This window comes from Blautia sp. KLE_1732_HM_1032, from assembly GCF_025147905.1.
Lineage (GTDB): Bacteria > Bacillota > Clostridia > Lachnospirales > Lachnospiraceae > Blautia_A > Blautia_A fusiformis.
Genome location: NZ_CP102266.1, coordinates 541,333 through 565,099 on the forward strand (window position 1 = coordinate 541,333; position 23,767 = coordinate 565,099).

17 protein-coding genes, 1 pseudogene and 1 other annotated feature are annotated in these 23,767 nt (G+C 44.5%); all 18 genes and pseudogenes read left to right on the top strand.

Annotation, left to right across the window (positions count from 1 at the left end; genetic code table 11):
* Positions 1-28: 28 nt before the first annotated feature.
* The 18 genes and pseudogenes from NQ489_RS02730 (at position 29) to NQ489_RS02815 (ending at position 23,613) form a co-directional block, all read left to right on the top strand.
* Positions 29-1,222 (top strand): PucR family transcriptional regulator, encoded by a 1,194-nt coding sequence (locus NQ489_RS02730; RefSeq protein WP_161209228.1) that lies wholly within the window; start codon positions 29-31, stop codon positions 1,220-1,222.
* A gap of 241 nt (positions 1,223-1,463) precedes the next feature.
* Positions 1,464-2,801 (top strand): aminotransferase class III-fold pyridoxal phosphate-dependent enzyme, encoded by a 1,338-nt coding sequence (locus NQ489_RS02735; RefSeq protein ID WP_015525486.1) that lies wholly within the window; start codon positions 1,464-1,466, stop codon positions 2,799-2,801.
* An 18-nt stretch (positions 2,802-2,819) separates the two neighbouring features.
* Entirely contained in the window at positions 2,820-3,947 is a 1,128-nt protein-coding gene (locus NQ489_RS02740) for an iron-containing alcohol dehydrogenase family protein (protein WP_021652658.1), read from the top strand.
* Between the two features lie 113 nt (positions 3,948-4,060).
* Entirely contained in the window at positions 4,061-4,396 is a 336-nt protein-coding gene (locus NQ489_RS02745; protein WP_015525489.1) for a P-II family nitrogen regulator, read from the top strand.
* A gap of 27 nt (positions 4,397-4,423) precedes the next feature.
* Positions 4,424-5,959: an APC family permease gene (locus NQ489_RS02750; RefSeq protein ID WP_021652656.1), complete on the top strand. Its 1,536-nt coding sequence runs from the start codon at positions 4,424-4,426 to the stop codon at positions 5,957-5,959.
* A 373-nt stretch (positions 5,960-6,332) separates the two neighbouring features.
* Positions 6,333-8,951 (top strand): cation-translocating P-type ATPase, encoded by a 2,619-nt coding sequence (locus NQ489_RS02755; protein WP_021652654.1) that lies wholly within the window; start codon positions 6,333-6,335, stop codon positions 8,949-8,951.
* Between the two features lie 2 nt (positions 8,952-8,953).
* Positions 8,954-10,168: an AI-2E family transporter gene (locus NQ489_RS02760; protein ID WP_242827006.1), complete on the top strand. Its 1,215-nt coding sequence runs from the start codon at positions 8,954-8,956 to the stop codon at positions 10,166-10,168.
* Between the two features lie 58 nt (positions 10,169-10,226).
* Positions 10,227-10,640, top strand: a complete 414-nt coding sequence (locus NQ489_RS02765) for an EamA family transporter (RefSeq protein ID WP_021652652.1) — start codon at positions 10,227-10,229, stop codon at positions 10,638-10,640.
* Positions 10,641-10,677: 37 nt separating this feature from the next.
* Positions 10,678-12,651 (top strand): bifunctional metallophosphatase/5'-nucleotidase, encoded by a 1,974-nt coding sequence (locus NQ489_RS02770; protein WP_021652651.1) that lies wholly within the window; start codon positions 10,678-10,680, stop codon positions 12,649-12,651.
* A gap of 7 nt (positions 12,652-12,658) precedes the next feature.
* A pseudogene (locus tag NQ489_RS17800) lies at positions 12,659-12,769 on the top strand (MarR family transcriptional regulator); the annotation flags it as partial.
* Positions 12,770-13,004: 235 nt separating this feature from the next.
* Positions 13,005-13,739, top strand: a complete 735-nt coding sequence (locus NQ489_RS02780; RefSeq protein WP_044962204.1) for a class I SAM-dependent methyltransferase — start codon at positions 13,005-13,007, stop codon at positions 13,737-13,739.
* A complete protein-coding gene (locus tag NQ489_RS02785; protein ID WP_021652648.1) occupies positions 13,720-14,811 on the top strand; it encodes a hypothetical protein in 1,092 nt (363 codons plus the stop codon). The genes NQ489_RS02780 and NQ489_RS02785 overlap by 20 nt, the downstream gene beginning before the upstream one ends.
* A gap of 4 nt (positions 14,812-14,815) precedes the next feature.
* Positions 14,816-15,748 (top strand): DMT family transporter, encoded by a 933-nt coding sequence (locus NQ489_RS02790; RefSeq protein ID WP_021652647.1) that lies wholly within the window; start codon positions 14,816-14,818, stop codon positions 15,746-15,748.
* Positions 15,749-15,981: 233 nt separating this feature from the next.
* A complete protein-coding gene (locus tag NQ489_RS02795) occupies positions 15,982-16,518 on the top strand; it encodes a nitroreductase family protein (RefSeq protein WP_015525501.1) in 537 nt (178 codons plus the stop codon).
* Between the two features lie 212 nt (positions 16,519-16,730).
* A complete protein-coding gene (locus tag NQ489_RS02800; RefSeq protein ID WP_021652865.1) occupies positions 16,731-17,759 on the top strand; it encodes an alpha/beta fold hydrolase in 1,029 nt (342 codons plus the stop codon).
* A gap of 201 nt (positions 17,760-17,960) precedes the next feature.
* The gene (locus tag NQ489_RS02805) at positions 17,961-19,358 is read left to right on the top strand and encodes an alanine/glycine:cation symporter family protein (RefSeq protein WP_015525503.1); all 1,398 of its coding nucleotides are present in this window, start codon (positions 17,961-17,963) and stop codon (positions 19,356-19,358) included.
* An 86-nt stretch (positions 19,359-19,444) separates the two neighbouring features.
* Positions 19,445-19,691 (top strand) — a binding site (T-box leader).
* Between the two features lie 85 nt (positions 19,692-19,776).
* Entirely contained in the window at positions 19,777-20,280 is a 504-nt protein-coding gene (locus NQ489_RS02810; RefSeq protein ID WP_015525504.1) for a TRAP transporter small permease, read from the top strand.
* On the top strand, positions 20,281-23,613 hold the full coding sequence (locus NQ489_RS02815) for a TRAP transporter large permease subunit (protein WP_021652866.1): 3,333 nt from the start codon (positions 20,281-20,283) through the stop codon (positions 23,611-23,613). It abuts the gene before it with no gap.
* Positions 23,614-23,767 lie beyond the last annotated feature (154 nt).

The following is a 23,767-nucleotide window of genomic DNA, read 5'->3' on the forward strand; positions in this document are numbered from 1 at the left end:
AAGCTGCGGTGGAGAAAGGTGTATAAATATGGCAGTAACATTGCGTGAGATCATAAAACAGGTACAGCATCTGGAGATGAAGCTGGTAGCAGGTGAGACAGGACTGGATCATGAAGTGTCATGGACGCATATGGTAGACAGCGACACGATTTCTGCATTTCTGCAGGGACAGGAGCTTACTTTTACAACTGGATTAGGATTGAATGAAAATCTGACTCTTCTTCGTCTGGTAAAGGAAGTATGGCGAAACAAAGCCAGTGGAATCGTGATCAATACAGGGCCTTATATCAGTGAGATCGGACAGGATGTTATTGATTTTGCAAATGAAAAGGGATTCCCGGTATTTGAAGTACCGTGGAGGGTTCGAATGGCTGAAATCATGCGGATCATATGTTTTGCAATAACAAAAGAGCAGCAGAACGCAATTGAGGTTGCGACGGCACTGAACAATGCCTTTTTATGTCCGGCCCAGGAAGAACTGTATGTTTCGGCACTGATGCGAAAAGGGTATTTTACAGACAGTGCATATACGGTTGTGAATGTGTGTGTTCTGGAAGACAATGATCGTGTAACAGGAACAAGGCTAGAGCAGATTTTATCTAAACTGAGCAGTCATATCCGCTGTAATTATAATGGGATTTTGTGTTGTGCCCAGGATAAGCAGATTCTTCTGGTTTTGTGTGATTATTCTGATGAAGCATGCAGAAAAACTACAGAGAGGATTTTTCAGATACTATGCAGGATGGTATGTCAGAAGGAACAGATTTTTGTAAGTGTAAGTAAGCAGATTTCCGGGATCAGGCAGATTTATAAGAGCTATCAGTTTGCGGAAAAAATGTCTGATCTATTATGTGTCTGTCAGGTTCCGGGCGAGCACAGAACAGATGGCGGAAAGATTATTTTTTACAAAGATCTTGGGATTTACAGGGTACTGCTCACACTTACAGATAAGGAAGCAATAAAAGAATATCTGGCAGATACAGTAGCTCCATTGTATGAATATGATGAGATGAACCACTCAGATCTGGTCAGAGTACTTCAGTGCTACCTGGCTAACGACTGCAGTGTCAAAAGTGCGTCACAGGAATTGATCGTACATCGAAATACAATTAATTATAAGCTTGGAAAGGCCGCTGAGATACTTGGAAAAAATCTTTCTGATTTTGATGTGCGTTTTCAGCTGAGGCTGGGTTTCCTGTTATATCAGATGAATGAAATGTAAAAGGAAAATGCGGCAGCAGAATAATAACGATTGTGCTGCAGCACAAAAATAATTGGATAGATGTCTATTGCAGACAGCCAGTGTCGAGAGTAATATATGACTCAGATAAGACAAAGGCGTCTGGTTCACAAATGAATGTGGGCCGGGCGCTTTTCTTATTCTACAACAAATAATAAGTTTGTTTACCGCAAAAATGAACAATATTTAAAACTGAATTACAGATAAAGAGGAGGAAGTTATTATGAGTTTAACAGGAAAAGAAGTAGCACAGATGCACAAAGATTATGTGATGCAGTCATGGGCAAGATCAGGAGCAGATACTTTACCGGTAGAAAGAGCTGAGGGAATTTATTTTTACGATTATGATGGAAAAAAATATGCAGATATGGCTTCACTTCTGGTGTGTTCCAACCTCGGACATGAGCTTCCGGAGATCGTTGAAGCGATCAAGGAACAGGCTGATAAGATGTGCTTCATGGCACCGGCATATGCATCCGAGCCTAAGAGCATGCTGGCAAAAATGCTTGTAGAAGCAGCAGGAGCAGATACATACAAGAGAGTTTTCTTCACAAATGGTGGAGCAGAATCCAATGAGAATGCTATAAAAATGGCACGTATGGTAACCGGAAGAACCAAGATCTTTTCCTGCTACAGAAGCTATCATGGAGCTACACTTGGAGCATCCAATGCTTCCGGTGACTGGAGAAGATATGCAGCAGAGATCGGTGGTGCAAATGGATTCGTACACTTTATGAACCCTCAGATGTATCGTGACGGATATACAAAAGGAGTTGATGATGCAGAGGTAACGAAAAAATATCTGGATGCGCTGGATCTGCAGCTCAGATATGAAGGCCCCGGAAATGTGGCAGCAATCCTGATGGAGTCTATAGTAGGTGCAAACGGTGTCATTCTTCCTCCAGACGGATATATGGAAGGTGTTCGTGCACTTTGTGACAAATATGGAATCCTTCTGATCTGTGATGAGGTTATGGCAGGATTTTACCGTACAGGAAAAATGTTTGCATTTATGAATTTCGACATGAAACCGGATATCATTACATTTGCAAAAGGTGTTACCTGTGGTTATGTACAGCTGGGCGGATGTATTGTAAGTAAAAAGGTTGCGGAGTATTTTGAGGAAAATGTTCTTCAGTGCGGACTTACTTACAGTGGACATACACTTGCATGTGCGGCTGGTGTAGCAGCAATGAAATATTATAAAGAACACGACATCGAGGGCCATGTAGCTGAGATGCACGAGATCGTTGCTCCGTTTATGGATGAGATGGTAAAGAAGCATAAATGTATTGGTGAAGCAAGATGTATCGGTTTGTTCGGTGCACTTGAAGTAGTCAAGAATAAAGAAACCAGAGAACCGATGCAGGAATACGGCGTACCCGGACCGGTAATGCCGTGGATATTTGCAGAATTAAAAAAACGTGGCTTTGCAACCTTTGGACGTGAGAACTTTATTGAAATCTGTCCGCCACTGATCATCACGAAAGAGGAGCTGGAAGAGTATCTCCCGATCCTTGATGAAGTGCTTACAATGGTCGATGAAAAATTTTGTGACTGATAAAGCAGGAGGTAGCCTATGAACTGGGATTATCTACAGCCGGTAAAAATTCATTTCGGCAAAGGCAGAGTAAAAGAAATCAAAGAAATAGCCAGAGAGCTTGGCTGCAAAAGAGGCCTTCTGGTGGCAGGACCGTTTTTCTTTAAAAGCGGTCTTGCCGAAAAGGTCATAAAAGAGTCAGAAGGAATGATCGTTGCTTCTTTTGGAGATGTTTCTCCAAACCCGGACGTTGCAGAGGTAGATGCCTGTGCGGAAGTGATCCGGCAGAAAAATATCGGATTTGTGGTAGCACTGGGTGGAGGCAGTCCCATGGATTGTGCCAAAGCAGCTGCCAGTGTAGCTCTGACTCCGGATTCCATCCGTAAGTATCATGGAACCGGAGTAGCAATGCCGGAGAAACATCTTCCACTGATTGCAGTTCCTACGACTGCAGGAACAGGAAGTGAAGTGACCTGTGTATCAGTTCTTTCGGATCATGCAAATGGAAAAAAAGCGCCGATCGTATCAGAGGGATTTTATCCGGCAGCAGCTATCATTGATCCGGAACTTACTTATACAATGCCACCGCAGGTTACGGCAGGAACAGGAATTGATGTTCTTTCCCATGCGATCGAAGGCTATTGGAGCAAAGGTCATCAGCCGATCTGTGATGTACTTGCGATGCATGCAGCAGAACTGGTATTTAAATATGTTTACAGAGTATACAGTAAGCCCGATGATGAGGAAGCAAGGGAGAAAATGTGCGAAGCATCTTTGATCGCAGGATTGGCGTTTACTTTACCGAAAACCACTTCGTCCCATGCGTGTTCATTTCCATTGACCAATATTTATCACATCCCGCATGGCGAGGCGTGTGGCCTGACCCTGGATTATTTTATAAGAATCAATGCAAAAGGCGAAGGTGGTGAACGTGTAGAGGAATTTGCCAGAAGGATTGGATTCAAAGATGCAGAAGAGATGGCGGATGCAGTTCTTGAATTAAAGAAAAAAATGGGATTGCGGTGTGATCTGAAGGATCTGGAGCTTGATGATGATCAGATTGCGGAGCTGGTTCGCATTAGCAGACACCCGAACCTTTATAACAATCCGGTAGAGATCACAGACGAGATGCTGGATGAGATGTATCGATATCTGGCCGGAAAGTGAAAGATTTTGATTGAATATTGAAAAAAATAATGATAATATAGAGAGAGACGATGGAGTCCGGATACTTTGGTATCTGGGCTCTTTTTGTATTTATGGATGGGAGATGAAGGATTATGAAACTGATCACAGCAATCGTAAGACCTGAGAAAGTGATGGACGTCATCAAAGCACTGGAGCAGGAAGGATATTTTGCTTTTTCAAAATGGGCAATTTCAGGAAGAGGTAAGGAAAAAGGAATTCAGGTAGGGGATGTCCTTTATCAGGAAATGGCAAAAAACATGCTGTATATTACTGTTGGGGACAAAGAAAAAGATGAGGTTGTAGATATTATCATTAACAGTGCAAAGAGTGGGCAGTATGGACATTATGGTGATGGAAAAATTTTTGTTTCCGATATCAGTGAGGCATATACGATCAGTGAAGAAACCAGAGAAGATGATGATGAATGATATGATTGATGAAGCAGGAGGATATATATGGGTGAAAGAAATAAAAGAACAAAATTAAAAAAATCCATGGGACCTGGTTCGATCTGGGCAGTTGCAGTCGGTTCCATCATTGGATGGGGATGTTTTATACAGGGTGGTCTCTGGACAGAACGTGCAGGTGGACCGCTCCCGCTGTTTCTGGGATTTCTGGCAGGCGGTCTTTTAATGATCGTGGTAGGCTACAGCTATTCTTATATGATCGCAAAATTCCCGGTAGCGGGTGGTGAATTTGCCTATGCATATAAAGGCTTTGGAAGAACTGCTTCGTACATATGCGGATGGATGCTGTCGCTTGGATATCTGTCTATTGTAGCTTTGAATGCAACGGCACTTCCGGTATTGGCATCCTATATTTTTCCTGGAGTCTTTAACAGAGGTTACCTGTATACAATTGCAGGATATGATGTATATATGGGTGAAGTCGGATTATCCCTGTTCTTTATCATACTTTTCGGGATCATGAATTACAAAGGGGCGAAATCTGTAGGAAATCTTCAGCTTGCGATGGTCCTTATCATGTGTGCAGCGGTTGTTGTATCAGTCATTGGTGTGATCGCAACAGGACATTTTGATGCTTCAAACTTGCAGCCGGCATACGGAGCCGAAGGCAAGTCTCTTGGAAGCGGTTTTGTATCTATCCTGGCATTGGCTCCGTTCCTTTATGTAGGATTTGACTGTATTCCACAGGCGGCAGAAGAATATGATTTTCCACCACAGAAGTGCAAAATGCTGATCATTTCAGCATTGATCGTAGGTGCTTTGATCTATGGTGCAATGGCACTGGTGACAGATTGTGTTGTTCTCTGGCAGCAGGTTCTGACTATGACAGATGCGAATGGAACTCTTGTAAAATGGCATACAGGTGCAGTTCTTGATCTTGCAATGGGAAAAGTTGGTGTGTGCTTTGTGGCACTGGCAGTGTGCATGGGGATTTTTACCGGTATGAACGGATTCTTTATGACATCCAGCCGTCTTTTATTTGGTATGGCAAGAGCAAAAATGCTTCCGTCAGATTTTGAAAAGGTTCATCCGGAGCATAAAACTCCGTCCATATGTGTTGGGTTTACCATGATCATCTGCTGTATTTGCCCATTTTTCGGCAGAGAAGTGATCGGCTGGGTTGTAGATATGTGTTCCGTAGGTACTGCGTTCGGATATTTCTTTACCTGTGCAGGTGCTTATATTCTTCTGAAAAAATATGGCGATGATACAGATACAAATAAAATCCATCCGGCAGTAGCAATGGGCGGCTGTGTGATCTCTGTTGTAATATTGCTGCTTCTGATCGTGCCCGGTTCTCCTGCATTCATGGCTCCACAGTCCTTTGCAGCACTGATCGTGTGGGTGTTGATGGGAGTTACTTTCTATTTTGTTTCAAAGAAAAATTTTGCGAAAATCACTAAGAGAGAAATGGATTATCTGATTCTTGGAAATGTGCAGGTAGTTCGAGGACTGAGAAAAGGAAAAGATCAGGGAAGAGTTGTACAGGGAAATATTGTGGCTGATCAGAGTAATAAATCTTAAAAGGTAATAAAACGGCTGCAGGCCTATAATACTTTCAGGGTAACAGAAAAACTCCCACTCAAAAAATGGGAGTTTTTCTGTTACCGGAGTATCATATTTGCAAGGTGTGATTTATAAAGTATCTTGACAGAGGTACCGATCCTGTTATACTATTAAAACTGATAAAGGGGAGTAACCTACGTTTGGAAATCTGCGTTTGCAGTGTCGTCAGTACGGTGGAAACATCCGGCGCTGCAGGGAAATGGTGAGACTTTTATTGCATTTTTTGTTATGCAATAAGGGTTTCTTTTTTTATATCCTTTTATCAAAAAAATCCTTTATTGCATAAAAAAATTACAGTTGGTGAATATTTGCAAAAAAGGAGGCAAAGGTAATGAAAGAAATTTATCAGCAGACAGCAGAAGAAGTTCTCGAGCGTGTGGAAAGCAGGGAATCAGGGCTTACCGATGAACAGGTTAGACGGTCCAGAGAGAAGTGCGGATGGAATGAGCTTGCAGAAGGAAAGAAAAAAAGTATTTTGCAGATCTTCTTTGAACAGTATAAGGATTTTCTGGTGCTGATCCTGATCGCATCGGCAGTGATATCCGGCATGCTTGGAGATGTGGAAAGTGCAGCAGTTATCGTGATCGTTATTACGATCAATGCGATTTTGGGAACTGTACAGACAGTAAAGGCTGAGCAGTCCCTGCAAAGCTTAAAGAAGCTTTCCGGTCCGGAGGCAAAAGTATTACGTGATGGTGTGGCGGTACAGCTCCCGGCAAGAGAACTGGTTGTAGGAGATGTGATCCTTCTTGAAGCAGGTGATATGATCCCGGCCGATGGAAGATTGATTGAAAATGCAAGCCTTAAGGTCGATGAAAGTGCCCTTACCGGAGAAAGTCTTGCGGTTGAAAAGAGTATGGACATTATTTTGGAGGAAGCACCGCTTGGTGATCGGACAAATATGCTGTTTTCCGGAAGCTTTGTCACATATGGGCGTGGCAGAGCGGTTGTAACGAATGTAGGAATGCAGACAGAGGTTGGAAAGATTGCGGGACTTCTGAAATCGACTTCGGAAAAACAGACGCCACTTCAGGCGAATCTGGATGATTTTGGAAAGAAGCTTTCCATTCTGATCCTGATATTTTGCGGAATTCTGTTTGCGATCAGTGTATTCCGCGGTGAGAAGATCAGCAGTGCATTTATGTTTGCAGTAGCACTTGCAGTCGCAGCGATTCCGGAAGCTTTAAGCTCCATCGTGACGATCGTCCTTTCTTTCGGAACACAGAAGATGGCAAAGGAGCACGCGATCATTCGTAAGCTTCAGGCTGTGGAAGGTCTTGGAAGCGTTTCTGTTATCTGTTCGGATAAGACCGGAACACTCACACAGAACAAAATGACAGTAGAAGATTATTATATTGATGGAAAAAGAATCACGGCAGCTGCAATCGATGTGGCAGATCCGGCGCAGAGATGTCTTTTGGACTACAGTATTTTATGTAATGATTCAACAAATGAAAATGGAGTGGAGATCGGAGATCCGACGGAAACGGCATTGATCAATTTGGGCAGCCGGTACGGGATCGAGGCTGCAGAGGTAAGAACGATTTATCCAAGGGAAGGAGAGCTTCCCTTTGACAGTGACCGTAAGATGATGTCAACACTTCACAGAATTGATGATGAGAACCGGATGATCGTAAAAGGTGCGGTTGACCGGCTTCTGGAGCTGACAGACAGGATCTGGACAAAGGACGGAGTGCGGGAAATCACAGAAGCAGATAAAGAAAAGATCCAGCGCCAGAATCAGGAATTTTCAATGGAAGGGTTACGGGTACTGGCATTTACCTATCGTGAAATTCCGGAGAAGCATGTATTGACGACAGAAGATGAGAACCATCTGGTATTTCTTGGCCTGATCGCTATGATGGATCCGCCGAGGGAAGAATCAAAGGCTGCAGTTGCAGAATGTATAAAAGCGGGGATCCGGCCGGTCATGATCACGGGAGATCATAAGATCACAGCAGCGGCAATCGCAAAAAGGATCGGGATCCTACATGATCTGTCAGAGGCCTGCGAGGGTGCTGATATTGAAAATATGAGTGATGAGCAGCTGAAGGAATTTGTCCCGAATATTTCTGTGTATGCAAGAGTGTCACCGGAGCACAAGATCCGTATTGTCCGTGCATGGCAGGAGAAGGGGATGATCGTGGCAATGACTGGAGACGGTGTGAATGATGCTCCGGCATTGAAGCAGGCAGACATTGGTGTTGCAATGGGAGTGACCGGAACCGAGGTCGCAAAGGATGCCGCAGCAATGGTGCTTACAGATGATAATTTTGCAACAATTGTAAAAGCAGTGGAAAACGGACGAAATTTATATCAGAATATCAAGTATGCGATCCAGTTTCTTCTGTCAGGAAACTTTGGTGCGATCCTGGCAGTTCTTTGTGCATCCCTTGCAGGACTTCCGGTTCCTTTTGCACCGGTACATCTGCTGTTTATCAATCTTTTGACAGACAGCCTTCCGGCGATCGCATTAGGCGTGGAGCCGCACAGCAGTGAGGTGATGAATGAGAAACCAAGATCAGCAGACGAGTCAATACTGACAAAGGATTTTCTTGGTAAAATCGGTCTGGAAGGACTGGTGATCGGTATGATGACGATGATCGGATTTTTGACAGGATATCATCAGAATGGTGCACTGCTTGGCAGTACTTATGCCTTCGGAACACTTTGTCTGGCACGTCTGTTCCATGGATTCAACTGCAAATCGGATCATCCGGTTATCTTTACAAAACGTTTCTTTAATAATAAATGGCTTCAGGGAGCATTTGTACTTGGGGCAGTACTCATTACCGTTGTACTGACGGTTCCAGGATTTCATCTCCTGTTTAAAGTAGAGACGTTGGATCTGATGCAGCTTGGCTGTGTATATCTGTATGCGTTTGCAAGTCTTCCGATCATTCAGCTGCTTAAATGGATACGCATGAAATTAGGAAAAAGAGGAGAATGATAGTGGATATAAGTAAAATATCTGTAAAAAAAATCCGGGAGCTTATTGTGTTTACAGCATTTCTTGTGGTCGCCCTGTGGAAGTTTGATGTGGTGCTCGATGTGCTGAAAGCAATATGGGGGATCGCATTTCCTTTTGTACTTGGCGGAGCGATCGCATTTGTGACCAACGTGCCAATGAGCTTTTTGGAAAAGAAAATTTTTGGAAGGGTAAAAAAAGAAAATAAGATAGGTGCAAAACTGGCAAGACCGATAAGTCTGTTCCTTACGATCGTATTTGCGGTTGGCGTGATCGTACTGGTGATGTTTGGTGTGATCCCGCAGCTTACGCGGACAATGGGAACTCTGATGATGAGTATCGCTGATTTTATTCCGCAGATGCAAAGCTGGATCCGGGAATTCTCCCATAATAACCAGGAAATCATGAAGCTGGTAGATCAGGTACAGTTTAATCCGGATCAGGCGATCAAGTGGGGGATAAGCCTTCTTGGAAACGGTGCAGGAAATATGATGAATACCACAATGTCAGCAGTGGGTTCCATAGTCAGTGGATTGGCAACCTTTTTTATTGCTTTTTCATTTGCCTGCTATGTCCTTTTTCAGAAGGAGAAGCTGCATGTGCAGATCCGAAAAGTATTTTTTGCCTTTCTCCCAAAGAAAAAGGCAGATGCTTTTCTTAAAGTCTGTTCTCTGACTTATCGGACATTTGCAAATTTTCTTGCAGGTCAGTGTCTGGAAGCTGTGATCCTCGGCTGTATGTTTGTTGTGATACTGAGTATTTTGAGGATGCCATATGCACTTTTGATCGGAGTTTTGATTGCGTTTACCGCATTGATTCCGATTTTCGGGGCCTTCATCGGGTGTGCGGTGGGAAGCTTTTTGATCTTTATGGTAAATCCGAAACAGGCAATTTTATTTATTATAGTATTTCTGGTGCTGCAGCAGATAGAGGGAAATCTGATCTATCCTCATGTTGTGGGTGAATCCGTAGGACTTCCGTCGATCTGGGTTCTTGCAGCAGTTACGATCGGCGGAAACCTTATGGGAATTGTAGGTATGCTTGTTTTCATTCCGCTGCTTTCCGTGTTCTATACTATCTTTCGGGAATTCGTATATCTGCGCCTGAAGAAAAAGCATATCAAACAGGTGACAAAGACAGAAATAGAGGAATATACGGCGGAGGAAATTGTAAATAGTGACATATCAGAGGGGAAATGATATGATGGACTTGTATTGGGATAGTTAAGAAAATCTTATATTTAAGGGGGGAGTTACTATGTGGTTTGTGTTTGCCTTGCTGTCTGCTGTATTTGCGGCGCTGACCTCCATACTGGCCAAGATAGGTATTGCCGGTGTTAATTCGAATCTTGCAACAGCGATTCGAACGATGGTGGTGCTGGTTATGGCGTGGGGAATGGTTTTCCTCACAAATACCCAGGGCGGGATCGCAGCAATCAGCAAAAAAAGCTGGCTTTTTCTGATCCTTTCAGGTCTGGCAACGGGTGCTTCGTGGTTATGCTATTATCGTGCTCTGCAGATAGGCGATGCATCGAAGGTTGTGCCGATAGACAAGCTGAGTGTCGTGATCACACTGGTACTGGCATTTGTTTTTTTACATGAGAAATTCACAGCAAAATCGATGATGGGATGTATTTTGATCGGTGTGGGAACATTATTGATGGTTTTGTAAAAAGGCATAAGAAAACTATATACAAAAGGAGAGTGTTATGAAAACACGAAAGAAAATTTCAGCAAGGCTGCTGGCGATCATGCTTATTGCTGCATTGCTGCTTCCTCTTGCATGGAATGTCCCGGTGGAAGCAGCCGAGACAAAACAGATCGATGTTTTGTTCAGCCATGATACACATTCGCATTTGAACAGCTTTTCAACCATCGTAGATGGAGAGCAAAAAGAAGTTGGCGGATTTGCAAGGATCAAAACCCTGATCGATGAAAAGAAGCAGGAAGATCCGGACACCCTGGTGCTGGATGGCGGCGATTTTTCCATGGGAACCCTGATTCAGACCGTATACGAAACGGAGGCGGCAGAGCTTCGGATGCTGGGATATCTTGGGTATGATGTGACGACTCTGGGAAATCATGAATATGATTATCGTTCAAAGGGACTGGCAAATATGCTGGAGGCTGCGAAGGCTTCCGGTGAGACAGTGCCGGCACTGGTAGTGTGCAACGTGGACTGGGACAGCATGGAGCAGGATGGATTAAGCGATGGTCAGAAGCAGATCCGGTCGGCATTTGAAGCCTACGGTGTGAAGGATTATGTAGTAGTTCAAAAAGGAGATGTAAAAGCTGCAGTAGTCGGTGTGTTCGGTAAGGATGCCCTGGAATGTGCACCGACATGTGAATTAAAGTTCAAGGATCCGGTTGAGGCCGTAAAACAGACGGTAGAAGAGATCCGAAAAAATGAAAAAGTGGATATGATCGCTTGTGTGTCCCATGGAGGAACCTGGGAGGATGAGAACAAATCGGAGGATGAGATCCTTGCAAAAGAGGTGCCGGATATCGACTTGATCATTAGCGGACATACGCACACAGAGCTGAAAGAGGCAATTCAGCATGGGAACACATATATCGTATCCTGCGGCGAATACGGAAGAAATCTGGGATCACTTTCCATGACACAGAAGCAGGACGGACGGTGGGAGCTGACATCCTATGAGCTGATCCCTGTTTCTGAGGATGTAAAACCGGACCAGGCGACACAGGAACAGATCGATGCCCTGATGGATACGGTGGATAAGAATTATCTTGCCGATTTCGGCTATACAAGGGAAGAGGTTCTTGCTGAAAATGATGTTGAATTCAACAGTCTGGAAGAAATGGGCACGAAGCACGAAGAGTTGAATCTTGGTGATATCATGTCCGATGCATACATATATGCAGTGGAAAATTCCGAGTATTATGATGGTGATCCGGTTGATGTTGCCGTTGTTCCAAGCGGAACCGTGCGGGACACATACACAAAGGGCGATATCACAGTAGAGGATGTTTTTAATTCCTTTTCACTAGGGATCGGAAAGGACGGTGTTGCCGGATATCCGCTGATCAGTGCATACCTGACCGGAAAAGAGCTGAAGCTGGCAGCGGAGGTGGACGCTTCTGTATCGGATTTTATGACAACGGCAAGGTTATATTGCAGTGGATTGAATTTTGCATACAATCCACATCGGATGATCCTGAATAAGGTGACAGATTGTTATCTCACCAGGGCAGACGGAGAGCGGATCGAGATCCAGGATGACAAGCTGTATCATGTTGTGACAGATCTGTATACCGGCCAGATGCTTGGTTCTGTGATGAAAATGTCCTATGGACTGCTGTCTCTTGAACCGAAGGACAGGGATGGAAATCCTATTGAAAATCTGGAAGATCAGGCGATCATGGAGGATGACAGGGAATTAAAGGCCTGGGATGCGATCGCAAGATATATGCAGTCCTTTGCGGATACAGACGGCGACGGAATTGCCAATGTGCCGGAATATTATGAGACGACACATGGACGTAAGGTTGTGGAGGACAGCAGAAATATCATTGATCTGGTGAAGCAGCCGAATAAGTTTTCGGCAATGATCGCAGGTATTTGTCTGATCTTTATCGTGATCATTGTGCTTGTGGTATTTTTGATCCGAAGGATGATCCGCAGGATCAAAGTCAGAAAAGGAAAGAGAAATTTAAAATAAATATACGGCTGAGATCGTTAAGGTCCGTAAGTCGACGAAATCCCACGTGTCCTCTTCTCTGAAAAATCTGGAGAGCAGAGGTCTGATCGAAAGGATCCAGAGTGCGGACAATAAGAAGCCTGATGATCCCAAAGACCTGTGCATATATGTGGATCATTACAATGGGACTTCAGCTTCTGTTTTAGGACAGCAAGCATTAAGTAACCGCCTGACTATGGATCAGACATTGGATGTCCGCAGCGTATTTTGGTACGTCTGCGGACATCTTTTTTTGAGATGAATTGCAATTTTTTTTGTAAAATTGTAGAATGAAAGAGCTTATGAAAAAGAGTCATGAAAGAGAGAATCAGGAAATGAATGATAAAATCGCAGTCTGTCTTGGAAAGGGCGGACAGAGAGATATGGCGGAAGCCTTTTGCAGGAGGACCGGAGCGCAGCTTCAGGATAAGCCGGGAGATTTTCTGACGGTGCGGTTTGATTCCAGGGGCGTTTCGCTGTCTGGTTTCGGGCTGACCTATCAGGGGGATTTTGTGGAGACGATGCTTCACAGAGTTACCAGAGGCAGACTTCAGCATGAGATGCTGGTGAAGGCGGTGAAGTCAGATAAGGAGGGAAGGAAGGCCATCGATGCTACGGCAGGAATGGGTGAGGATGCCTTTCTTCTGGCAGCCCAGGGCTATGAGGTGACGCTGTACGAGCAGAATCCGGTGATCGCAGCCCTTCTTAAAGATGCCATTCGCCGTGCCAAGAAAAATATGGATCTGAAAGATATTGCCGGTCGTATGAAGGTGATCGAGGGAAACAGTGTAGAAGGTATGTCAAAGCTTCTTGATCCTGTAGACGTGATCTATCTGGATCCCATGTTTCCGGCAAGACAGAAATCCAGCCTGATCAACAAGAAACTTCAATTAATCCAGAAGCTGGAACCACCGTGTTCCGGGGAAAAGGATCTTTTTGATGCAGCTATCAGAGCAAATCCGGATAAGATCATCGTCAAGCGTCCGCTGAAAAGTGAATGTCTTGCCGGCCGGGAGCCGTCTTATACATTGAAGGGGAAGGCAATACGATATGACTGCTATGTATTATAAAGTCAGACACTATCAATACAAAAATCGAATCGGAAATCTTAAGTCTGAAGCTGTAGGCGTGGTAAGCGGGGAAAAACATTTCCCCATATTTCCTGGAAATATGATTTTCAAGCCACTGACGAAATCCAAACCATTTTCCACGCCACTGTATGCTTATGCAGAGGTGTTCTGGTCAACGATCATTAATGAATATTTTATGCCTGCGCCCAGGTATGAACTGGCCATCTGTGAAGGGTATGAGGCAGTAAATGAAAAATATCTTGACTACGGAACGGCAGTACCCATGGCCTATAAAGAAGGGGAATCCCTTTTGAATCTTCTGGAGTTTTTCAGGAAATATCCGGATGAAAAGGTAGATATAGATAATTATGTAAACTATTGCCAGATGTTTTATGATTATAGAGATATTTTTGAAGCTGATTTTTTGCAGGAGCATCAGGAAATGGCGGAACAGCTTGCCATGCAGGTACTGATCTCTGTCCTGAAGGGAGACCAGAATTATCATTATGAAAATGTAGCATTTCTCTGTGATAAAGATGGCGGGATCATAAGTCTTGCACCTATGATCGATCATGAATTTTCTACGTATTTTATGTTTCCGGACGATATTTCCCGTCATGTATACTGGCTGATGGAATTAAGCAAATCCATCCGCGGATGGGAAGTCCGGTCTGGGGAATATGATAATTTCAAAGATCCGGAAGAACGGAAACTAATGGAAAAAAGTGCCACCTGTATTCATAAAAATCTCCTCTATATAAAAGAACATTATCCGCAGACAACGGAAGAATTTCTGGATAAAGCAGAAAAACTGAGAACAGCATTGACGGAAGCTTCAGAGGATTTTCTGATCCGGGGAAATACGGAATATCCGGACTGTGCGGATTCCAGTGCCTGGCTGATCGGAAAAGCCCGATACAAGGATAAAGATGAAGAGAAAGCCAGCGCTTATGAGGCGGAATTATACGGAAAGGGGAAAAAGCTTGATTTCCGGGACGTAAGTATCAGTGCAATAAATGAAATAAAAGCTGTGATCAGTCAGATGGAAGAAGTTTTGAGAAAGAGAGAATAAACAAATGGAACAAACAAAAACAATATTAAAAAAAACCTGGGTGGTGGCAGCGCTTGCCTGCGTCTGCTGTCTTCTCTGGGGGAGTGCGATCCCGCTGATCAAGACAGGATACCGTCTGATGCAGATGGATTCTGCAGATACGGCAAGTCAGATCGTTTTTGCAGGTGTGCGTTTTGCACTGGCAGGAATCCTTGTACTGATCTTTGCATCTTTGCGTGAGCGCAAGGTTCTGCTTCCGGATCGAACTGTTCTGAAATATGCGGTGCCGGTATGTATGGCTCAGACGGTATGTCAGTATTTCTTCTTTTATATAGGTGTGGCACATACCTCCGGTGTAAAAGGCGCTATTATCACAGGTCTTGGGAATTTTATTGCGATCCTGCTGTCCTGCCTTGTTTTTCACAAGGAAAAAATGACCGGGCGAAAGATGCTTGGCTGCATCCTCGGTTTTGCCGGCGTGGTCGTGATAAATCTCATGGGAAATTCTCTGGATGCAGGTTTTAGGCTTACAGGAGAAGGATTTATTCTGATCGCGCAGTTTTCTTACGGAATGTCCACGGTGCTGATCAATATTTTTTCCAGAAAGGTATCTCCGGTGGTACTCAGCGGAACGCAGTTTACCATGGGCGGGATCATTCTGTTCCTGATCGGAAAAGGGATGGGAGGACATTTCGGAGTGGTAAATGCCGCCGGTATCGGGATCATCTTTTATCTGGCAATGGTGTCTGCAGTGGCCTATACACTGTGGTCAGTGCTGCTTGCCTGGAATGATGTATCCAGGGTAGCGATCTTTGGTTTTGTAAATCCTTTGTTCAGTGTGATCCTGTCTGCACTGGTTCTGGGAGAGGTACGTCAGGCATTTAATATGGGAAGTCTCATCGCACTGTTTCTTGTCTGTGTGGGAATTTATGTGGTAAATCAAAAAAAATCTTCATAAGTGGTATTGCAGTTATTGTTCCCAGGCAATATTTTTTGAAGCGTGTTGCTGAGAACGGAGTGAACAGTAACGGTCGCAGAATGAACAGTAACGATGCCGGAGTTCTGAAAATTGATTTCAATACGGCATTGTGTTAAAATAGCTTCATAAAAAATGTGAACATAAAAATCCATGCCGGAATAACTGCAGGATCCGGAAGCATATCCTGCACCGGACAGATAAGGAGGAAAAATATGGAATTTCAGAAACTGATCGAAGAGAGAAGGACCATCCGTAAATACAGCCCGGAGAGCAGGATCACAAAAGAAGATCTTCTTGCAGTGATCCGGGCCGCTCAGGAAGCACCCAGCTGGAAAAACTCCCAGACCGGAAGATATTATTGTGTAATGTCCGAAGAGATGGTGGAGAAGGTCAGCAGAGAATGTCTGCCGGAAATGAACCAGGCAAAAGCAGAGAATGCCTCCCTGATCGTTACAACCTTTGTACATAACCATGCCGGATTTCAGAAAGACGGAACACCGGATAATGAGCTTGGAAACGGCTGGGGCTGCTATGATCTGGGACTTCAGAACGAGAATCTGATCCTGAAGGCAAAGGAGCTTGGATATGGAACCCTGATCATGGGACTTCGTGCCGGAGACAAGCTCCGTGAGATCCTTTCCATTCCGGAAACAGAAACGGTAATGGCAGTGATCGCCATCGGAAAAGCAGCCGAAGAGCCTGCAAGACCGAAACGTAAAGATGTGGAAGATATTGTGAGATTTTATTAAATAATAGAAGAAATGCCCGGTACATATCAAAATGTTCGGGCATTTTTTAATGGAAATTAAAGAGCAAAATGGTCTAAAAAGGATTGCCTGGAAGAGTGAATTCTGTTATCCTGTAAGAAAACAGCTGTGACAACATGGAAGGGTTTTGAAAAGCAGAGTTTGGGAGAAGCAAAAAAGCAATACAGTAAAAGCAAGGGAGGTTTTTAACCAATATGCAGATCATACATGAAAATGAATACGAAGAAACCATGAAAAATATCGTAATGCCATATCTTCTGTCTCACAGAAGGGAACTTTATGTACCGGGTGCGGATTATCCGTTTCGTAACGAAAGCAAACGGATCACAGGTAAGATCCATATGCTGCAGTATCTGTCTGATATTGATATGCCTAAAGGTGTGGTAGTCATCAGCCACGGATTCACAGAATCAGCAGTAAAATATGATGAAGTGGCCTATTATTTTCTTAAGGAAGGCTATCATGTATATATTCCGGAGCATTGCGGCCATGGCCGCAGCTATCGTCTTACCGCAGACCCGTCTCTGGTCCACATCGATACATGGAGAAGATATATCCGCGATTTTCTGAAAGCATGCCGCTACATAAAGAAAGCACATCCGGATCTGTCACTTAACTTGTATGCACATTCCATGGGTGGAGCCATCGGTGGTATTGCTGCAGCCTGGGAGCCGGACTGGTTTCACAAGGTGATCCTTTCTTCTCCGATGATCCGTCCTCTTACAGATAATGTTCCGTGGCCGGCAGCCACCGGCATAGCTCTGGAGAAATGCATTTTCGGAAAAGATGAGGAATATGTAGCTGGCCGAAAGCCTTACGATGGCAGCGGTTCTTTTGAGACAAGCTCCGCAACATCAAAACCAAGATACGAGCGATACAAAAATCTCCGTGCAGAACATAAGGAGCTCCAGACCTGGTCTCCATCCTACGGCTGGCTCTGGGCTTCTGCGGAAATGAGCTGGTATCTGCGTCTCTACGGATGGAAAAAATATACGGCACCAATGCTGCTCATCCAGGCCCAGACGGAAGATCTGGTGTCTGTCCGTGCCCTGAAAAATTTTGCCGGAAAGATCAATCGCCAAGGAAAAACAAGCTGTGATTATATCCATATGATCGGAACAAAGCATGAGATCTATGGAAGCAGAGGTAAGATCCTGGAGAAATACTGGGGATATATATTTACATTCCTGGACGATACGGAAAATGATATTGATCACAGATAAGTATTTTTACTACAGGTATATCACATATTTAACAACAGGATTGGCAGCTTTTATTCACTTTCTTTCTTTATCATAGTAAAATTATAAAGCTTTTCTCTTATACATTCGACAAAAAATGTGATATAATCTAACGAATCGTCTTTTTGTACAGACAAACGTACAATCCAAAAAGACAAAATTAAATAAGGGAAGGATTATAGAATGTTATCTGTTATTGAATCAGTGAATGCTGCTGTAAACAATTTTATCTGGGGCGTTCCTGCGATGATCTGTATTATTGGTGTAGGTCTTTATTTAAGTATCCGCACGAATTTTCTCCAGATTCGGAAATTTCCCTATGCCATCAGGGTCACTATCGGACGTATGCTTCGGAAAAGAGAAGCTTCCGATGGAAGTCTGACACCGTTTCAGGCTGTTTGTACGGCGTTAGCTGCTACCGTGGGAACGGGAAATATTGCAGGTGTGGCAGGTGCTATTGCCATCGGAGGACCGGGAGCCGTATTCTGGATGTGGATTTCTGCACTTCTTGGAATGTGTACAAAGTTTTCAGAAGTAACACTTGCGGTACATTTCCGCGAAACCAATGCCAACGGAGATCTGGTTGGAGGACCAATGTATTACATTAAGAATGGTCTAAAAAAACACTGGCACTGGCTGGCATATCTGTTTTCCGCTTTTGGTGTGCTTACTGTTTTCGGAACCGGAAATGCAACCCAGGTTAATACCATTACAACAGCTATTGATTCTGCACTGATCAATTACAATGTGATCGCTGCAGACAATACTTCTACGGTAAACCTTGTTATGGGGATCATCCTTGCGATCCTTGTGGCAATGATCCTGCTTGGCGGAATCAAAAGGATCGGCCAGGTTACAGAAAAGCTGGTACCGTTTATGGCATTGTTTTATATTATTCTTGCTGTCGGTGTAGTTATCATCAACTGGAAAAATGTTCCGGGTGTTTTCAGCGCTATCATCAGAGGGGCATTTAATCCGGCATCTGTGACAGGCGGCGTAGTAGGAAGCTTTTTCATGAGTATGAAAAAAGGTGTTTCCAGAGGTATTTTTTCCAATGAGGCAGGTCTTGGTACCGGTTCCATCGCACATGCCTGTGCAGACACCAGAAAACCTGTAAAACAGGGATTTTTCGGGATCTTTGAGGTATTCACGGACACGATCGTGATCTGTACGCTGACAGCGCTTGTCATCCTCTGCAGCGGGGTGCCGGTTGGTTATGGCGCAGCAGCAGGAGCGGAGCTTACCATCAGCGGTTTTACCAGTACATACGGAAACTGGGTTTCCATCTTTACAGCAGTTGCCATGTGCTGCTTCGCATTTTCCACTATCATTGGATGGGGACTTTACGGAGCCAGATGTGCGGAGTTCCTTTTTAAGGAAAAAGCTATCAGACCTTTTATGGTACTGTACTCTCTGGTAGCGATCATCGGCGCAACTGTTGACCTTGGACTTCTCTGGAGTATCGCAGAGACCTTCAACGGTCTGATGGCGATCCCTAACCTGATCGCAGTATTCCTGCTTTCCGGTGTGGTTGTAAAGCTTGTGAAGGAGTACTTCGCCGGAGAAGGAAAGAACGCCTGAAGGAGTTTTTGAAAAAAAAACTTGACTATCAAAACAAACAGAGTTAGAATTGGTTTAACTCATTAAAGAGTTAACACATAACAGAAGTAAATTCCATGAAGGGAATCAGTAAAGACAGAGGAACCGTCTTCAGAGAGCTGTGACTGGTGTGATGCAGCGTCGGAACTGCCTTGAATATCATCCCTGAGAAGGAAAGCCGAAAGTTTCAGACAAGTAAGTAGGTTTTCACGGGTGCTTCCCGTTACAGAAGTCGCGTATGCCGGTACGTTGCAGAATCGTGCTTGTTTCAATGGAGAAACAGGGTGGTTGCGGAATTTTATATCCGTCCCTGAAAGGGGACGGATTTTTTTTATCCAAAACATTTTAAACCACGCGGTAAGGATCTGAAACCGGAAAAATATACAAAAGGGGAAAGAGTATGAAAGTGTACAAAAAACTCATGAACGCACTTGCAGCAGTAGAAAAAATCGTACTGGTCATTTCCACACTGCTGATCCTTGTGCTGACTGTGGGAAATGTATTTTCCCGTAAGGTCATCCATCGCTCATGGTCTTTTACAGAAGAGCTTGTTGTAGCGGTGTTTGTTCTCATCACACTTCTGGCAGCAGCACTTGCCTGCCGTGAAAAAGGAGGGCTGGTAAGTCTGACACTGGTTACGGACCGTCTTCCGAAAAAACTGGAAAAACCATCTGTGATCCTGATCACGGTCCTGAGCATTGTTTTTTCCGCAATTTTATTTAAATATGGAATGGACAAGGTTCTTACACAGCTGGCAAACGGCAAGAGAACTTTCGTATTGAACTGGCCGGAGTGGATCTTCTGGTCCTTCGTGCCGATCGGAGCAGGCTGTATGATCCTTCATTTTATTGAGTACTGCCTCGACTTCTGCCTGAAAAAAGATGATGAAAAGGAGGACAAATAAATGATCAGTGCAATCTTATTTATCTCCTTCTTTGTTTTCCTGATCCTGGGACTTCCCATTGCGATCTGCTTAGGTCTGTCATCTGTATGTGCCATCCTTTATTCCGGTACATCTCTGACGATCGTAGCTACAAATATGTACTCCGGAATCAGTAAATTCCTGCTTCTTGCTATCCCGTTCTTTGTTCTGTCCGGAAACATTATGGCAAAAGCCGGTATTTCCAAACGACTGATCAACTTCGTAGATACCTGCGTAGGACATAAAAAGGGCGGTATCGCCATTGTATGTGTTATCGTAGCCTGCTTCTTCGGAGCGATCTCCGGTTCCGGCCCTGCAACGGTTGCGGCACTTGGAGCAGTTCTGATCCCGGCTATGGTTGAGCAGGGCGGTTTCTCCGCACCGTTTTCCACGGCATTGATGGCAACCTCCAGTTCCATCGCCATTGTCATACCGCCGAGTATCGCATTCGTTGTATACGCTTCTATCACAGGGGTATCTATTGCAGATATGTTTATGGCTGGTATCGTTCCGGGACTTCTGATGGGTGTTGCTCTTGTGATCATCGTTATGATCGAGGCAAAGAAACATAACATTCAGCCATCCCGTGAAAAAGCTTCCGCAAAAGAGCGCTGGGATACATTTAAAGATGCATTCTGGGGATTCCTGATGCCGGTTATCATCCTCGGGGGAATTTACGGCGGTATCTTTACACCAACTGAGGCTGCAGCCGTATCTGTTGTTTACGGTCTGTTTGTTGGTATGGTGATCTACCGTGAGGTTAAGCTCAAAGATCTGTTTGACATTCTTGTGGATTCTGCAAAGACAACCGGTGGAATCATGCTGATCGTAGCGAGTGCTTCCCTGTTCTCTTTTGTATGTACCAAGTTTGGTATTGCAAATGCGGCATCTGAGCTTCTTGCCGGCATTGCACATAATCAGTTTACCTTCCTTCTGATCGTAAACATCATTTTCCTGATCGCAGGATGCTTCATTGATGCAAACTCTGCAATGTACATTTTTGTACCGATCATGCTTCCGGTATGTAAGGCTCTGGGCTATGATGTGGTAGCATTCGGTGTTATGGCAACAGTTAACCTTGCGATCGGACAGGTAACACCTCCGGTAGGTGTAAATCTTTTCGTTGCCATTAGTATCAAGATCAAAAAAGGTCTGGAGGTTACTCTTCAGCAGATCTCCAGAGCAGTTATGCCGATGATCGCTGCATCCGTTGCAGTTCTTTTGATCATCACTTATATTCCGGCTGTTTCCACAGCTCTTCCGAAGGCTCTTGCAAAAGAGGGCTCCTATACAGGAGACCAGTCTTCTGACACAGAAAGCCAGAGCTCCAAGGATTCCGGAGACGGAAGTGATTCCTTTAATACCATCGCGGATTACAGTGATCTTGACTGGCCGGAGATGACATGGAACTTCGCATGCTCTACAACTGAAACAAGTACCTGGGCTGACGGAGGACGTAAGTTTGGTGAGCTTATGGAAAAAGCAACCGGCGGAAAAGTCAAGGTTAATATTTACGCAGCAGATCAGCTGACAAACGGAAATCAGTCCGAGGGAATCCAGGCACTGATGAATGGAGATCCGGTACAGATCTCCATGCATTCCAATCTGATCTATTCTGCATTTGACCCGAGATTCAATGTAGTATCCCTGCCGTTTATCTATGATTCCTACGATGACGCGGATGCAAAATTTGACGGTGAGGCCGGAGAAAAGCTGAAAGAGATCCTTGGTGAGTACGGACTTCATTGTATGGGAATCGCAGAGAATGGTTTCCGTGAGCTGACAAACAGCAAGCATGAAGTAAAAACAGTAGACGACATGAAGAACCTGAAGGTTCGTGTGGCCGGTTCCAACCTTCTTATGGAATGCTATAAGAGATGGGGGGCAGATGCCACAAATATGAACTGGTCTGAGACATACACAGCACTTCAGCAGAATACGGTAGAGGGTGAGGAGAACCCGTTGCCTGCGATCGACGCAGCCAGTGTACAGGAGGTACAGCCGTACTGCTCCATGTGGGATGCAATCTATGATTGTCTGTTCTTCTGTATCAACCAGGATATCTATGACAGCCTGACACCGGAACAGCAGCAGGTTGTTGATGAGGCAGGCCAGAAGGCCGTTGAGTATGAGCGTTATATCAACCGTTCCGGCGACGAGGAGATCATGAGCCGCTGGGAGAAGAGCAACGGTGTGACCTTTACAAAGAAAGAGGATATGGATATCGATTCCTTCAAGAAAGCAGTAGACGGAATCGACGACTGGTTTGTAAAGGAGCTTAAGAGTGAAGGCTATGACGATGCACAGGATCTTGTAGATCTGTTTACAGAGGATTCGGTAGATACCGTGGAGGATTACAGTGATCTGAACTGGCCTGAGACAACCTGGAACTTTGCATGCTCCACAACGGAGACAAGTACCTGGGCTGATGGAGGACGTAAGTTCGGTGAACTCATGGAAAAGGCTACCGGAGGAAAGGTCAAGGTTAACATTTACGCAGCGGATCAGCTGACAAACGGAAATCAGTCCGAGGGAATCCAGGCATTGATGAACGGAGACCCGGTACAGATCTCCATGCATTCCAATCTGATCTATTCTGCATTTGATCCACGCTTCAATGTGGTATCCCTGCCGTTCATCTATGATTCCTATGATGATGCAGATGCGAAGTTTGACGGAGAGGCCGGAGACAAGCTGAAGGAGATCCTTAACGGCTACGGACTTCACTGTATGGGTATTGCAGAGAACGGATTTCGTGAGTTGACAAACAGCAAGCATGAGGTAAAATCTGTAGATGATATGAAGAATCTGAAGGTTCGTGTAGCCGGCTCTAATCTTCTTATGGAGTGTTATAAGAGATGGGGGGCAGATGCTACAAATATGAACTGGTCCGAGACCTACACAGCACTTCAGCAGAATACGGTAGAGGGCGAGGAGAATCCGTTGCCCGCCATCGATGCAGCCAGTGTACAGGAGGTACAGCCATATTGCTCCATGTGGGATGCAATCTATGACTGCCTGTTCTTCTGCATCAACCAGGATATTTATGATGCGCTGACACCGGAGCAGCAGGCTGTTGTTGACGAGTGTGGTCAGAAAGCTGTTGAGTATGAGCGTTACATCAACCGTTCCAGTGATGATGAGATCAAAGCACGCTGGGCAGACAAAAACAGTGTGACCTTCACAGAGAAAAAGGACATGGATATCGATTCCTTTAAGAAAGCAGTAGACGGTGTAGATGACTGGTTTGTTCAGGAACTGAAAAAACAGGGCTATAATGATGGTCAGGATCTGGTAGATCTGTTTACAAAGTAATCTTCATATATGTTTATAAAAAGATAAAATAGCCGGAAAGAGGTAGTTCTGAGAGGATTTTTCAGGACCGCCTCTTTTCTTTGCGGAAAAAAGATTATATACTGATAGCAGTCCGGCATTTGTTGGGCAGGAGATTATTGAAATATGACCGGAA